Annotated in this window: 13 protein-coding genes; 10 read left to right on the top strand and 3 right to left on the bottom strand. The window is 36.5% G+C overall.

Annotation, left to right across the window (positions count from 1 at the left end; all coding sequences use genetic code 11):
• The first annotated feature begins 195 nt into the window (after positions 1-195).
• The 9 genes from PZ898_RS01705 to PZ898_RS01665 all read left to right on the top strand — a co-directional run bounded on the left by PZ898_RS01705 (position 196) and on the right by PZ898_RS01665 (position 10,055).
• Positions 196-609 (top strand): DUF6157 family protein, encoded by a 414-nt coding sequence (locus tag PZ898_RS01705; RefSeq protein WP_277694626.1) that lies wholly within the window; start codon positions 196-198, stop codon positions 607-609.
• A 97-nt stretch (positions 610-706) separates the two neighbouring features.
• Positions 707-1,102, top strand: coding sequence for a hotdog domain-containing protein (locus PZ898_RS01700; RefSeq protein WP_062670225.1), 396 nt, complete (start codon positions 707-709; stop codon positions 1,100-1,102).
• A complete protein-coding gene (locus PZ898_RS01695; RefSeq protein WP_062670227.1) occupies positions 1,099-1,659 on the top strand; it encodes an AraC family transcriptional regulator in 561 nt (186 codons plus the stop codon). Before PZ898_RS01700 ends, PZ898_RS01695 begins: the two co-directional genes overlap by 4 nt.
• Before the next feature lie 194 nt (positions 1,660-1,853).
• Complete coding sequence (locus PZ898_RS01690; protein WP_277694625.1) at positions 1,854-4,721, top strand: heavy metal translocating P-type ATPase; 2,868 nt, start codon at positions 1,854-1,856, stop codon at positions 4,719-4,721.
• A 4-nt stretch (positions 4,722-4,725) separates the two neighbouring features.
• A complete protein-coding gene (locus tag PZ898_RS01685) occupies positions 4,726-5,454 on the top strand; it encodes a DUF72 domain-containing protein (protein ID WP_277694624.1) in 729 nt (242 codons plus the stop codon).
• A 294-nt stretch (positions 5,455-5,748) separates the two neighbouring features.
• A complete protein-coding gene (locus tag PZ898_RS01680) occupies positions 5,749-6,618 on the top strand; it encodes a polysaccharide deacetylase family protein (RefSeq protein ID WP_123278419.1) in 870 nt (289 codons plus the stop codon).
• Positions 6,619-6,692: 74 nt separating this feature from the next.
• Entirely contained in the window at positions 6,693-7,352 is a 660-nt protein-coding gene (locus tag PZ898_RS01675) for a YggS family pyridoxal phosphate-dependent enzyme (RefSeq protein WP_277694623.1), read from the top strand.
• A gap of 56 nt (positions 7,353-7,408) precedes the next feature.
• A complete protein-coding gene (locus PZ898_RS01670) occupies positions 7,409-8,593 on the top strand; it encodes a sigma-54 dependent transcriptional regulator (protein ID WP_120230883.1) in 1,185 nt (394 codons plus the stop codon).
• 100 nt (positions 8,594-8,693) lie between these two features.
• The gene (locus PZ898_RS01665; protein ID WP_062670239.1) at positions 8,694-10,055 is read left to right on the top strand and encodes an MATE family efflux transporter; all 1,362 of its coding nucleotides are present in this window, start codon (positions 8,694-8,696) and stop codon (positions 10,053-10,055) included.
• A 169-nt stretch (positions 10,056-10,224) separates the two neighbouring features.
• On the opposite strand, the gene PZ898_RS01660 is transcribed toward PZ898_RS01665, so the two are convergent.
• On the bottom strand, positions 10,225-10,728 hold the full coding sequence (locus PZ898_RS01660; RefSeq protein WP_277694622.1) for a GNAT family N-acetyltransferase: 504 nt from the start codon (positions 10,726-10,728) through the stop codon (positions 10,225-10,227).
• A 182-nt stretch (positions 10,729-10,910) separates the two neighbouring features.
• Positions 10,911-11,474 (bottom strand): Crp/Fnr family transcriptional regulator, encoded by a 564-nt coding sequence (locus tag PZ898_RS01655; protein ID WP_277694621.1) that lies wholly within the window; start codon positions 11,472-11,474, stop codon positions 10,911-10,913.
• Positions 11,475-11,550: 76 nt separating this feature from the next.
• On the opposite strand from PZ898_RS01655, the gene PZ898_RS01650 reads away from it, so the two are divergent.
• Entirely contained in the window at positions 11,551-12,240 is a 690-nt protein-coding gene (locus PZ898_RS01650) for an HAD family hydrolase (protein WP_277694620.1), read from the top strand.
• Between the two features lie 84 nt (positions 12,241-12,324).
• On the opposite strand, the gene PZ898_RS01645 is transcribed toward PZ898_RS01650, so the two are convergent.
• Positions 12,325-14,727 carry a prolyl oligopeptidase family serine peptidase gene (locus PZ898_RS01645; RefSeq protein WP_277694619.1) on the bottom strand — a complete coding sequence of 801 codons (2,403 nt, stop codon included), beginning with the start codon at positions 14,725-14,727 and terminating at the stop codon, positions 12,325-12,327.
• Positions 14,728-14,832 lie beyond the last annotated feature (105 nt).

Genomic DNA, 14,832 nt, shown 5'->3' with positions numbered 1-14,832 from the left:
ACGCATAAAAACAGTTTAAAAAACTGATTACCAAACAGTTAATTAGAAATACATTTTGTTATAAAATTAGTTAAAGATTTAAAACAAATGCCAACGCTGAGTCCTCAAAATCAAGTTGGTATAACGCACAACATTTCATTTATCAACTTCCTTATTGTCCTATTCTTCATAAAATTTTAAATACTGCACCAGAATATGAAATTTTACACCACAAATTATACCAACACACTCATTGAAGCCGCCGAAGATTGTCCTGTTTTCCGTTCACAGGTTCCTCCTGAAAAAAAGGAAAAAACACTCGCCAATCTCCAATATGAGCAACTTATAAAAAGTCCTTATCAATATTCTTCCGATGATCTAATTTTTGAATGCTATGCCATTAAAAATGAAATTTCAAAAAATGAGAAAGAGAATGAAAGAGAAAAATTCTTTTCCAGAGGCCAGCCTTGTCTACGGTGTTCTCCTTTAGCAAAAAAATATGGGTTTGGATTCCATCATAATACAGAAGGGAAAGTAGCTCTGATTGCCATAGAAAGCGAAGAATATCAAACATTACTGAATGATCCTGCTATAGCAAAAACGAAAGCCATGCGTTCCAAAAGAAAATGATTGAGAAAATGAATGATTCTTTTCAGATCAATAAATACTATTGTTTTGAAAAGATCAGCTTTTAACACTAAATTTGTACTGCAAATTATTACAAGATATGAACTACCATACCAGAAAATGGGTGAAACCCGAAGACTTAAACCCCAATCATTCACTTTTTGGAGGAAGACTCCTTCAATGGATTGATGAAGAAGCTGCACTTTATGCTATCATTCAGTTGGAAAACACAAAAGTAGTAACCAAATTTATTTCTGAAATCAACTTTGTCAGCTCAGCCAAACAGGGAGATATTATAGAAATTGGAATTGAAGCTACCCATTTCGGGTCTTCTTCTATTACTTTGAGATGTGATGTAAGAAACAAAATGACTCATCAAACCATTATTACGGTAGAAAGAATTGTCATGGTAAACCTTAACGAAGAAGGCAATCCTGTTCCTCATGGCAAAACCCAGATAGAATTCGTAAAAGACAGGTTAAACAACAGCCTATGAAGATTTTCATAAAGAATATGGTCTGCAACAGATGCATTTCGGCAGTAGAAAATATTTTCCGTAATGCAGATGTAAAGACAGCTAATATCTTACTGGGAGAAGTAGAAACGGAAGCTGATCTTTCTCCTGAAAAAATGCAGATCATAGAAAAAGAACTGCTTGATACAGGTTTTGAAAGAATTATGGATTCAGCTCATCAGACTGTAGAAAAAATCAAAAACCTGATCATTGTAAAAATAAGCGAGCTCGATATCTCGGAAGATTTTCTGCTTTCCGAATTTTTAAGTTCAAAACTTCACAAGGATTACAGTGCTCTTTCCAAAACATTTTCTCAAAACGAAAATATCACATTAGAGCAATTCTTCATTCTTCAGAAAATAGAAAAGGTAAAAGAGCTTCTTTTATACAACGAATTCAACCTTACTGAAATTGCAGGAAAACTTGGGTATAAAAGTGTACAGCATCTTTCTTCCCAGTTCAGGAATACAACAGGATTCACTCCTACTGAATTCAAAAAACTCAAAGAACACAATCGCAAAGCACTCGACAATCTATAAGTTTAAGTGTTTGAGCGCTTAGGGTGAAGGAGTTAAACATTCCTATTCAAACTTACAAACTCTCAAACACTCTTACTCTTATACTCTCCTACCCTTAAACTCTCCCACTCCACCTAATTTTATAACTATTATCCTTAAATTTATAACAACCTTAGTTTTCCATTTTGGAAATTTGTACTATAAATTTAAGAATCATGGAACAACAGTATAAAATACTCGGAATGACCTGTTCTGGCTGCCAGAAAAAAATTTCAAATCAACTGAACAGTGTTGATGGTGTTAAAGCCGATGTAAATCTGGAAACCCATACCGCCACCATCACTTCTGATCATGGAGTGAAACTTTCGGTATTAAATGATGCCCTGGCAGAAATAGGGAAATACAGACTTGAAGATCCCAATCATCCCGAGACAGCCTTTGTAAAACCTCAGGACCGTGTATCTCCGTCTTCGGTATACTATTGTCCAATGGAATGTGAAGGAGATAAAGTATATTTCAAACAAGGGGAAAGATGTCCTGTCTGCAAAATGTATCTGGTTCCTATTGAAGAAAAGCTTGCCAAAGATCCTAATTATAAACCAACTTATTCATCAACCAACCTTCCTGAAAATTTTAAAGATAGTATCGGGAAGCATTATTGTCCGATGTTTTGTGAAGGGGATAAAGTATATGATGAAAAAGGCAGCTGCCCTGTTTGTCATATGGATTTAGAGCCAATTACTGAAGAACTCGCCCAAAAAGCAACCTCACATCAGCATCACGCTCATTCCCATTCTCATTCTCACCATCATCATAATCATGACCATCATCATGAGGCTCCTAAAGTGACTGATGAAATGGCAGGTAGGTACTACTGCCCAATGTATTGTGAAGGCGACAAAACCTATGATTCTAATGTGGGATGTCCGGTTTGCGGAATGGATCTTGTAAAATATCCGGAAAAGAAAACCGCAAAATACACCTGTCCTATGCATCCGGAAATCATTCGTGACGAACCGGGAGACTGCCCGATCTGCGGAATGGATCTTGTGAGAATGCCGGACAGCGGTGATGATGACGAAGATGAAACCTATACTATATTAAAAAGAAAATTTTTTATTTCACTGGCATTTACCATCCCGGTTTTCATTCTTTCTATGGGAGGAATGTTGATCAACTTCCCTTTCTCTCATCAGATCCAGGGATTTATTGAGCTTGCATTGACTCTTCCTGTAATGTTTTATTCAGGATGGTTTCTGTTGAAAAGAGGCTGGGTTTCCTTCAAAACATGGAACCTCAATATGTTCAGTCTGATTGCTCTGGGAGTTGCTGCTGCATTTATTTTCAGTATTGTTGCTCTGATATTTCCAGACATTATTCCACATGAAATTCGTGGACATAATCATGAAATCCCATTGTATTTTGAGGCAGTCTGTGTGATTTTAACCCTTGTTATTTTAGGTCAGCTGATGGAAGCAGCAGCTCATAAAAAAACAGGAAATGCCATTAAAGAATTAATGAATCTTTCACCTGATGAAGCCAATCTTATGATAAACGGTGAAGAAAAAAAAGTACTGCTTTCCCAAGTAAAAATAGGAGATTTATTAAAGGTAAAACCGGGTGAAAAAATTCCCGTAGACGGAAAAATCATTGAGGGAAATTCTATTGTGGACGAAAGCATGATTACCGGAGAACCTGTTCCTGTTGAAAAAAATGTTGACGATAAAGTATCTTCCGGAACCATCAACGGTAACCAGGTATTCATTATGAAGGCAGAAAAAGTAGGTGATGAAACACTGCTTTCCCAGATCATCAAAATGGTGAATGAAGCCAGCCGCAGCAAAGCACCTATCCAGAAGCTTACGGATAAAGTTTCAAAAGTATTTGTCCCTGTAGTCATTCTTATTGCAGTACTTACTTTTATTCTGTGGCAGTTTTTCGGTCCGGAAGGGAAAAGAACCTTATTTGCTTTTGTGAATGCTGTTGCAGTTCTTATTGTAGCATGTCCCTGTGCACTTGGACTGGCCACTCCCATGTCTTTAATGGTTGGAATCGGAAAAGGTGCTAAAAACGGAATCCTTATCAAAAATGCAGAAGCTCTGGAACAGATGAATAAAGTAAATGTTTTGATTACTGATAAAACAGGAACTTTAACAGAAGGGAAACCCTCCGTAGAACATATTGAAACAGTAAACGGAGATCAGAATCAGATTTTAAAACTGGCTTTTTCTTTGAATCAAAATTCTGAACACCCACTTTCCAATGCCATAATAAAAAGAGCAAAAGAAGAAAATCTGACTGTGGAAAAAGTAGATCAGTTTGAGAATATCTCAGGAAAAGGAGTGAAAGGAAATATCAATGGCAAGACCGCTTATCTTGGAAATGAAAGTCTATTGACCTCGCATCAGATTATGATTCCGGAGAGCTTAAAACAGAAAGCAGTAGAAGTTCAGTCTAAAGCTCATACTATTTCTTATATCGCACAGGAACAGCAGGTGCTGGGATTCGTAAGCTTTACAGATAAAATCAAAGAAAGCTCTAAGAAAGCCGTAAAACAGCTGATGAGTGAAGGTATAGACGTCATCATGATGACCGGAGATAATGAACATACTGCCAAAGCTGTTGCTGATGAACTAGGAATCAAACATTTCAAAGCCCACTGTCTTCCTGAAGATAAACTCAATGAGGTAAAAAAACTACAGCAGCAGGGTAAAATTGTAGCGATGACGGGAGACGGAATCAACGACTCTCCTGCCCTTGCACAGTCTGATGTGGGCATTGCTATGGGAACAGGAACAGATGTTGCGATTGAAAGTGCTGAAATTACTTTATTGAAAGGAGATATCTTAGGCGTTGCAAAAGCTAAATTACTTAGTGAAAAACTTCTCAAAAACATTAAAGAGAATCTGTTCTTCGCATTCATCTATAATGTACTGGGCGTTCCGGTTGCGGCAGGATTATTGTATCCATTCTTTGGAATTCTTTTATCACCAATGATTGCAGCTGCAGCCATGAGCTTCAGTTCCCTGTCTGTGATACTGAATTCATTAAGATTAAACTCTGTAGATCTGGATATAAAATAATAACATGACAAAAGAAAATCTTTACATAGGGTGCTCGGGATTTTACAATAACGACTGGAAAGGGTCTTTATATCCCGAAAATGCCCAAAGTAAAGATTTTCTTTCTTTATACTCAAAAACATTCAATGCCGTAGAAATCAATTCTACTTTTTATAGAAAACCGACCTCAAAAACATTATTGAAGTGGCATGCTGAAACACCTGATAATTTCAGATTCTTCATTAAAATTCCAAAAGCCATCACCCATCAAAACCGGCTTGAAAATTCCAAAGATGAGATCGTTCTATTCTGCAATCATATTCAAAACAGCCTGAAGGATAAACTTTCCGGATTTCTATATCAGCTTCCTCCTTCCTTTACAAATACAGTTGAGAACACAGAACGGATTATCAACAATATCGATTCCAGATTTCTCAACGTCATTGAATTCCGTCACAGTTCATGGTGGCAAAAAGAGATATTTGATCTTTTAAAACAACACGATATTGTCTTCTCAGGCGTAAGTTTTCCAGGCAATCTTCCTGAAGACCTTATTATTAATCATCCGGAAATACTCTATTACAGGCTTCATGGAAAACCTGTTCTTTACAAATCAGTATATAGTAATGATTTCATGGATGCATTAGCTGAAAAGATTAAAAATACAACCCAAACATCATTTATTTTCTTCAATAATACCTGGGGAACGGCAGCTATTAAAAATTCGCTGTATCTAAAACATATTTTGGAATAACACTCCGGCAGAATGATTTGATTTTGTTAAAATAAAATAATTCTCCGTCAATTGAAGAATATTGAAATCTTAACAAATATAGAAAAACACTATCGTTTTCATATTTATAAATGTTAAATTTTAAAGAAAAGAAAATCATAAATTTACAACTTGTCAGGTAATGGAAATCTCCCTTAAAACAAAGTTCTTAAAATAAACTTAAAAAGAAAAACAACTGCACAGCTTGGCATATAATTTGTTAATTTTCACCTGTTATTTTTAACGATTTTTAACAATTTAAATTCCATTATTTTTATGAGAAAAATTTTTGCGGGAAAGTCAAAAAATATGACTTTTCTCGGGATGGTTGTATTGATGAGTACAACTTCGGCTTTATTGAACAGCTGTAATTTCAAGAATGAAGTGAATAATGACCCCGTCGTCAGTTCACAGGAACATCCTTCCGCAGAAATAGTCTCCAGTAATATGGATGATGAAAGCGTAGACCCGGATAAAAGAGTGATCTACCTTACCTTTGATGACGGACCCAATCAGGGGACAGAAAATCTTTTAAAAATTCTGGACAAGAGAAATGTCTGCGCCACTGCCTTTCTGGTGGGGAAGCATGCTTATGGAAGCAAAAAACAGAAGGATGATCTGCTATTGCTTAAGCAAAACCCTTTGGTAGAGCTGGCCAATCACAGTTTTTCTCATGCTCACAACAAATACACAGATTTTTATAAAAATGCTGATGCTGTAGTTCACGATTTTGACATCGCCAAAGACAGTCTGAAGCTTACCGATAAAATAGCAAGAACTCCCGGAAGAAATATCTGGAGGCTCAACAATATTAATGTAACAGATATTAAAAGTTCCACTTTAGCAGCAGATGGCCTTAAAAAAGCAGGTTATAAAGTAATTGGCTGGGATCTTGAATGGAGACCTTCTCAGAAAATGACTTTAAAAGGAAGTCATGAAGCCATGATTAAGAAAGTAGACAGTATTTTCATGAACGACCTTGAGAAAACATCCAGACACCTTGTATTCCTTACTCACGACCAGTATCTGAGAGATGCAGACTCTATCAATGAACTGGATATGTTTATTGAAAAATTGCAGAAAAGCAACAGGTTTGTGTTCAGAAAAATATCTCAATATCCTAAAATCAATGAGGTTCTGAATTAATTTTACAATAAAAGTACCGTGTAAAATGTATTGATAACTGGCAACTGTCAGGGAATTTTCGGAAATTTGCATCTATGAGTATTAAAGAAAATTATATAGCTATAAAAGACCAGCTGCCATCAAATGTTCAGCTGGTTGCTGTTTCAAAAACACATCCTGCATCGGCTGTTCAGGAAGTATATGACCTGGGACAGAAAGTTTTCGGAGAAAACAAGGTTCAGGAACTGATGGAAAAAGCTCCTCTTCTTCCTCAGGATATCCAATGGCATTTGATTGGTCACTTACAGACCAACAAAGTGAAGTACATTGCTCCTTTCATAGATACCATACAAAGTGTGGATTCTGAAAAATTATTAACAGAAATCAATAAAGAAGCAGGAAAACACAACAGGAAGATTAAAGTTCTTCTGCAGGTAAAAATTGCAGCAGAAGAAAGTAAGTTCGGACTTGAAATTTCTGAAGCGAAAGCTCTTTTTCAACAATCTATTGAAGGCAATTTTCCCAATGTGGAAATAACTGGTTTAATGGGAATGGCAACATTCACCGATGATGAGCAGCAGGTTAGAAATGAATTTTTAACACTGAAGAAGCTTTTTGATGAATTAAATCAATCAAAAGCATTAAATACTTTATCAATGGGAATGAGTGATGATTTCCCGATAGCAATCGAGTGTGGGGCTAACTCTGTGAGGGTTGGATCTGCTATTTTTGGAAGAAGAGACTACTCCAAATAGAATATTTAGGTACAGTTTTTGCTAATAATTGAAACAAAAAATTTAAATTTGCAACTATGCAAAAAATCCTTATAGTAGAAGACGAAAAAGCAATCTCGGGAGTACTTCATAGTATTCTTTCGGATGAACTCACCGATTATGAATTTGTTATCGCCGAAGATGGCCTTGAAGGTTACAAGCAGGTAGAAAAAGAAGATTTCGCCCTAGTGATTTCTGATATTAAAATGCCTAAGCTTTCAGGAACCGAGCTTTTGAAACAAAGTCTTGCCTTAAAACCAGAAACTACTTTTATCATGATCTCAGGACACGCAGACATTGATTCCGCTGTTTCCTGTTTGAAAGAGGGCGCATATGATTTTATTTCCAAACCCATTGATATCAACAGACTTATTACAAGTGTGAAAAATGCATTGGTGAAAGAAACCCTGAAGAAAGAAAACAAAAATCTCCAGACTGAAAATAAAACTCTAAAAAGAAAAGTAAGTAAGAAATACCAGATGATTGGTACTTCTCCTGCTCTTCAAAAGATTCAGGATATGATTGAAAAGGTAGCTGCTTCTGATGCCAGAGTTCTGATCACAGGACCTAACGGTGCAGGAAAAGAGCTGGTAGCTCATGCAATCCACAATCAAAGTGAGCGTGCAAGAGGCCCTATGGTAGAGGTAAACTGTGCTGCTATCCCATCTGAACTTATTGAATCTGAACTTTTCGGACACGTAAAAGGATCTTTTACAGGTGCTATTAAAGATAAGCAGGGAAAATTTGAACAGGCCAATGGGGGAACGATCTTCCTTGACGAGATTGGAGATATGAGCCTTATTGCTCAGGCTAAGGTATTGAGAGCACTTCAGGAAAGCAAAGTTTCTCCTGTAGGAAGTGATAAAGAAATCAAAGTTGACGTAAGAGTAATTGCGGCAACCAATAAAAATATGCAGAAAGAAATTGAGGAAGGAAAATTCAGAGAAGACCTTTACCACAGACTTTCTGTTATTGAAATTTATGTACCACCGTTGGATGAAAGAAAAGAAGATATCAAATTATTGGTTGAGCACTTTTCAGGAATGATTGCTGATGAGCATGGTACTGCTGCGAAAAAGTTTGATGATAAAGCTATTGACGCTTTAAAAGCGCTTTCGTGGACTGGAAATATCCGAGAATTAAGGAATGTTGTTGAAAGATTGATTATTCTTGGTGGAAACACTGTTTCTGAAGGTGACGTTGCAAGTTTTGTAAGGAAATAATAGGCTATTATTTACCATATTATAAAAATTTGCAGTGTTACCACTGCAAATTTTTTTTTGACCTAATTTGAATGATAAACTATATGAATCTTAAAATATTATGAACTTTTTAAACAAAAACTATACAAAAGAATGCCTGACTTTGGCTCTGCCTGTAATGCTTACTCAGGTGGGGCAAGTTTCAGTAAACTTATTCGATAATATTATTGTCGGAAAATTATTGGGTGCCGATGCTCTGGCATCTGTTTCATTGGGGAATGCTGTGTTTTTCTCCATATTTGTGCTAGCCCTGGGCTTTTCATTTGCCATTCCACCATTGGTTTCGGAAGCGCACTCCAAACAGGATCACGCTACGATCAATTCTGTATTCAGCCACGGCTTTATTATCAATATGTCGGTCGGAATTATCCTGATGGTCATTCTCCTTTTGGGAATGCCTCTCCTCTATCATTCCGGACAGCCCGCCAAGATCATTCCTGATACGGTAAGCTTTTTAAGTATCATGGTGATCAGTATGATACCATTCATGGCCTTTCAGACCCTTCGTGAAGTTTCTGAAGGTTTATCTTATACCATTGGAGTTACCAAAGCGACCATTATTGCCAATATCATCAATATTGCCTTAAACTATGTCTTTATCAAAGGACTTTGGGGAATTCCGGCAATGGGTGTACAGGGATCTGCACTGGCTACTCTGATTTCCAGAATTTTTATGGTGGTTTTTCTTTATTTTGTTTTGGTAAAAGAAGAAAGAACAAGACGCTATATCAAAGATTTCTCTTTAAAAATTCAGGTTTTTTCAAAGCAGATGTTTGATAAAATGGTGAGACTTGGATTACCTACAGCTTTACAGATGTTCTTTGAAGTAACTGCTTTTGCCGGAGCTGCATTTATTTGCGGGCTGATCTCAGCACACGATATTGCTTCTCACCAGATCGCATTAAGCATGGCTTCATTTACCTTCAACTTATGTGTTGGATTCAGTGTTGCCTCTACGGTAATGATTGGGAGAAAACTGGGTGAACAGAATTTTGTGGAACTGAGAAAGGTAGGAATCAACAACCTGAAAATCGCCTTTATTTTCATGTGCATCTGCGGATTGGTGTTTATTTTAGGCAGAAATATCCTTCCTACCTTCTTCACGAAAAAAGAAGAAGTGGAAGTCATCACCCTGGCTGCAAAACTGATGATCATCGCTGCTTTATTCCAGCTTTCTGATGGAATTCAGGTGACCGCTTTGGGAATGCTGAGAGGTTTGCAGGATGTGAAAATTCCTTCTATTTATACCTTTATTGCATACTGGGTGATTACCATTCCTTTGGGATATTTCTTCTGTGTTACTTTAGAAATGGGCGCATTCGGAATGTGGATCGCACTTGGACTGGGATTAACGGTTTCCGCTGTTTTCCTGGTAAAACGATTCCTGAATATGTCTGCGAAAAGAATTAAGCAGAATTCATAAAAACAAAAAGGCTGTTTCAATGTGAGACAGCCTTTTTTATATTCGTTAATTTACAACAGAACAGTGCGCTATATCCTTTCTATATATATAATTATGCATATTTTCTAAACACAAACAGTATAAATTAAATTCACAAATAGACACTAGCTTATCCGCCTTTCTGCTCAGTTTAATCTATCCTCTTCCCTAAGATCTTCAAACTTCTTTCCACACCATCCAGAATCGCTACATTAGGAAGACTTCCCCAATCTTCAAATCCAAAGTGTCTGAATAACTTCAAACTTGGTTCATTATGAAGGAAAATAAGCGCTACAAGGTTTTTTACTCCAAATTTTCCGGCGTTATCAATGCAATATTGAAGAATGGCTTTTCCGTATCCTTTTCCTCTGCAGGATTCATCCAGATAAATACTTACTTCTACCGTACCGTTATATGCTGCCCTTTCATGGAATGAACTGAAACTGACCCAACCAACGGTTTGATTCTGGTCATCTTCAACTACCCAAAGCGGCCTTGTCTGGGGATTATGCTCTTCAAACCATTTTAGCCTACTTTCCACAGAAACTTCTTCCATGTCTGCAGTGACCATTCTTGAAGCAATGGTTGAGTTGTAGATGGCTACGATTTTATTCAAATCGGCTAATTCAGCATTTCTGAACTTTAGTTTTTCCATGAATATTGAAGTCAAATTATTGTAACGCAAAAATACTACATTTTAAAATCACCCCTGTAAAAATACACTCAATTTATTTTATTTTTAATAATTGAAGCAAATACACCCCTAACAATACAATCATTCTTTACACAAAGACGTAATAAATTTAAACTTTGAATATTTTTAAGGAGCAAAGAAAATTATTTTAAATCTTTTAAAATTCTATTTAAACTTCTTACTGTAATTCCTAAATAAGCCGCCATATCTTCTTTGGAGATATGAATATTCTGCTTAGCCTGCATTTGTAACAATTGTTTTAAAGTATGTTCTATCGTATATAACTGTTGATAGGATGCTCTGCTGGAAGTATTGATAATTCGCTCCGCAAAAGACTCTAAAAGAAGGTGGTTCAGGGCAAGATCATTTTTAATCAAAGCTTTAAAAAACGGAATCTTTACTGCATATACTGTCACTTCATTGAGGGCTTCAATACTGCACAGACAGTTTATATTTTTGATTAATTCCACTTCCCCGATGATTTCACCACTTCCCAGAAACTCAACAATATATTCTTTTCCGTTTTCTTCAGCCAGAAAGCATTTGACAATCCCTTCTTTAATCATCATGACATGAGAAAGCTGATGATCCTGTACCAGTATTTGATCTCCTGCAGAAAAAGATTTTACTAGAATATCGTCACTCGTGTTCTGCTTTTTGTGCAGTTCATCAAGATAGTTTAAAAATGTCTGATTCGTCCTTAACATATTCTCCCGGGACAAATGTCCTTTTCTTATTGAGTTTTTATACTGAATTTTACGGACAGAAAATTACAAAACAAAAATGAATAATCATATTACAACCATTGCTTTTGATGCGGATGATACACTTTGGATCAACGAACCTTATTTTCAGGAAGCAGAAAAAGAATTCTGTGTACTTCTTGAAGATTATCTTCCACAACATTCGGTATCACAGGAATTGTTTACAACAGAAATGCAGAATCTCCATCTGTATGGCTATGGAGTAAAAGGATTTATGCTGTGTATGATTGAAACCATCACTAGAGTTTCTAATAATACAGCTTCATTGGAATTAGTTAATAAAGCTATTATTCTTGGTCAGGAGCTTCTTCAGAAACCTATAGAATTATTGGATGGAGTTACCGAAACCCTTGAAAGTTTAAAAGGAAAATACAGACTGGTTGTTGCCACAAAAGGCGATTTGCTGGATCAGGAGCGTAAACTGAAAAATTCGGGATTACAGGATTATTTTCATCACATTGAAATCATGAGTGACAAAAAAGAACACGATTATAAAAAGCTTTTGAAACATCTGGACTGCCAACCTGAAAACTTTCTGATGCTTGGAAATTCTATCAAATCAGATATTCTGCCGGTACTAGAAATCGGTGGTTATGCCGCTCATATTCCTTATCACGTCACCTGGAGTCATGAACAGCATGATGTAAATCTTGAGCATCCTAATTTTATAGAGCTTAAGAGTATTGATGAGATTTTGAAGCGCTTTTAAATACGATATAACAACGCCCCAACTTCCTTAATATATTTTTAATCAAAAAAGAGACTGTTTTTGATAAACAGTCTCTTTCTTTATTTATTTCTTCAAGCACTTTTCAAGGAACTGATCCTGTTCCCATAAAACGTGTAAGATATTTTCTTTCGCTTGGTAACTGTGGGCTTCTTTTGGAAGAAGAACCATTTTCACTGGAGCACCTAAATTTTTCAGTGCCTGGAAGTATCTTTCCGTCTGCAATGTAAATGTACCCGGATTATTATCTGCATCCCCGTGAATCAGAAGAAGCGGTGTCTTCATTTTGTCCGCATGCATAAACGGAGACATCGTGTTGTAGATTTCCGGAACATCCCAATAGTTTCTCTGCTCACTCTGAAACCCGAATGGTGTCAAAGTCCTGTTATAAGCACCACTTCTTGCAATTCCACAGGCAAAAAGGTTAGAATGAGTCAGAAGGTTTGCCGTCATAAATGCACCGTAAGAATGCCCTCCTACAGCCACTTTCTTTCTGTCGATATATCCTAAATGATCTACTGCATCAATGGCAGCAGCAGCATTGGCTACCAACTGAGGAATAAAGGTATCATTAGGTTCTGTTTTCCCTTCCCCAACAATTGGGAAAGCAGCATTATCTAAAACAGCATACCCTTTAGCTGTCCAATATACAAAAGAGCCATACGTTGGGAATGTAAAGTCATTATCATTTTGAGTACTCTGTCCTGCAGTATCCTTATCTTTATATTCTCTAGGGTAAGCCCAGATTAATAAAGGTAATTTTTCTTTCTTTGTCTTTCTATCATAGTTTGCAGGTAAATAAAGGGTCCCTGTCAGGGTAACACCATCATTTCTCTTGTAAGTAATCACTTCTTTGTAAACGTCTTTGATACTTTCAAAAGGATTTGCAAAATTGGTTACGGCTTCTGCTTTATTAGATTTAATATTCTTTTTAAAATAATTCGGATATTGGCTTGGTGACTGCTGAGTGGTCAGAATTTCTCCTTTTGAAGGATTTAAAATATCTACAATCCCTTCTTTAGCGTTTTTAAGATTAGAGGTATAAAGTCTTTTCTTTTTCAAAGATTTAATATCCATTTCGTCGATAAACGGATGCTGTCCATCTTTGGTAAATCCATCTCCGATAAGATAGGCTTTTCCACCTTTCATATCGACTACAGATCTTCCGTATTGGTTTTTCGTTGTATTAAAATGTCCGGGATCGCTGTAAACATCCTGGTAATTTCTGTCATCGAAAACTTTTGATTCTCCACTGTTAAGATCCAACAGGTAAGATTTTGTATTTCTTGTATCATACCAGCCTTCAGAAACAATAGCATAATGATCATTAGTCCACACCACGTCCTTATATCTCTGCTTTGTTTTGAAGAAAGATTTCGGAGCCGCTGTAAACGGAGCTTCCCAGGTAAATATCTCGTCTCTGTACTCTGCTGTTTTAGACTGATCTCCTCCATCCAGAGCTTCCGCATAGGTAAGAGTAGCCGGAGCATCGCTTCTCCATTCCATTTCTCTTTTTCCGGTTCTTACGGATGAAAATCCTTTTGGCATGATTTCATTCAAAGGAACGTCATTTACTGTTTTTACAGTATTTCCTTTCATATCATACACCATCGTTGTTGATGGAAATCTGCTCAGTGGCACAATATAAGAGAATGGTTTTTTAATAATTGTAGCCAGCAGATAGCTTCCGTCCGGAGAAAAACTTAAGCCGGCATACATATCCTGATCTTTCAGTTTCTTAAGATTTCCTGTAAGATCTACATTATAAATTTCAGAAGCAGTAAGGGTCTCAAAGTTTTTTTCGTCCTGAGGGTTCTTCAAAAGATCCTGATAAGTCCTGTTCTGGGAAACCTTACCATCTGCTGTTGAAACAATCGGGCCTGTCGGAAGGTCTTCGTCTGCATTTAAAAGAGCAGCTCTGTTTTGTGGAAGCGTTCTGATCAGGAAGCTTTGAGAGTCATTATACCATATATAAGGCATTCCTAAATTAGCATTCAGATTATCTGCTGTAATCTTTTTGGCAGATGCTGTTTCCATATCCACTATCCAAAGTTCTACTCCTTTAGCGGTTGTATTGGTAAAAGCCAGCTTCTTTTCATCCGGTGAAAACGAAACGTAGGCAATTTTTGAATGGGAAGGTAAATTTTTTACCTGAATTTCATTTTTATCATTGAGCTTTCTGATCTTCAGATTATTGGAGTAGATCATGCTGCTTGAAATATTGGTAACAGGATTGATTCTAAGTCCGCCAAGCTTCATTTCATTCTGACTGAGGTCTTCCAATGTTTTATATGTAGGGCGATACGTAAACACTACCCAGTCTTTTTTGCTGTTCATCAGAACACTCGGAGGTCTTTCATAATCTGCAAGTTTTAAAATCTCGGCAGAGGGTTTCTGATAGCTAATATTTTCCTGTGCATCATAAAAATTGAGAAATGCCAAGAGGCAAATAGTCAGTTTTATCTTCATTATAAATTCATTTTTTACGAATGTAGTGAATTTTAAAAGAATTTTAACACTTAAAATAAGACTCCTTTTAGTGTCATATTTATTTTTTTATTACATTTATCTTAC

The organism is Chryseobacterium sp. WX (assembly GCF_029542485.1).
GTDB classification, from domain to species: Bacteria; Bacteroidota; Bacteroidia; order Flavobacteriales; family Weeksellaceae; genus Chryseobacterium; species Chryseobacterium cucumeris.
Note: the sequence above shows the minus strand (reverse complement) of the source record. Positions and strands in the feature narration are given on the sequence as shown.

Coding starts and splice junctions, on each gene's coding strand:
- PZ898_RS01705 (WP_277694626.1), top strand. CDS start 196: ATGAAATTTTACACCACAAATTATACCAACACACTCATTGAAGCCGCC.
- PZ898_RS01700 (WP_062670225.1), top strand. CDS start 707: ATGAACTACCATACCAGAAAATGGGTGAAACCCGAAGACTTAAACCCC.
- PZ898_RS01695 (WP_062670227.1), top strand. CDS start 1,099: ATGAAGATTTTCATAAAGAATATGGTCTGCAACAGATGCATTTCGGCA.
- PZ898_RS01690 (WP_277694625.1), top strand. CDS start 1,854: ATGGAACAACAGTATAAAATACTCGGAATGACCTGTTCTGGCTGCCAG.
- PZ898_RS01685 (WP_277694624.1), top strand. CDS start 4,726: ATGACAAAAGAAAATCTTTACATAGGGTGCTCGGGATTTTACAATAAC.
- PZ898_RS01680 (WP_123278419.1), top strand. CDS start 5,749: ATGAGAAAAATTTTTGCGGGAAAGTCAAAAAATATGACTTTTCTCGGG.
- PZ898_RS01675 (WP_277694623.1), top strand. CDS start 6,693: ATGAGTATTAAAGAAAATTATATAGCTATAAAAGACCAGCTGCCATCA.
- PZ898_RS01670 (WP_120230883.1), top strand. CDS start 7,409: ATGCAAAAAATCCTTATAGTAGAAGACGAAAAAGCAATCTCGGGAGTA.
- PZ898_RS01665 (WP_062670239.1), top strand. CDS start 8,694: ATGAACTTTTTAAACAAAAACTATACAAAAGAATGCCTGACTTTGGCT.
- PZ898_RS01660 (WP_277694622.1), bottom strand. CDS start 10,728: ATGGAAAAACTAAAGTTCAGAAATGCTGAATTAGCCGATTTGAATAAA.
- PZ898_RS01655 (WP_277694621.1), bottom strand. CDS start 11,474: ATGTTAAGGACGAATCAGACATTTTTAAACTATCTTGATGAACTGCAC.
- PZ898_RS01650 (WP_277694620.1), top strand. CDS start 11,551: ATGAATAATCATATTACAACCATTGCTTTTGATGCGGATGATACACTT.
- PZ898_RS01645 (WP_277694619.1), bottom strand. CDS start 14,727: ATGAAGATAAAACTGACTATTTGCCTCTTGGCATTTCTCAATTTTTAT.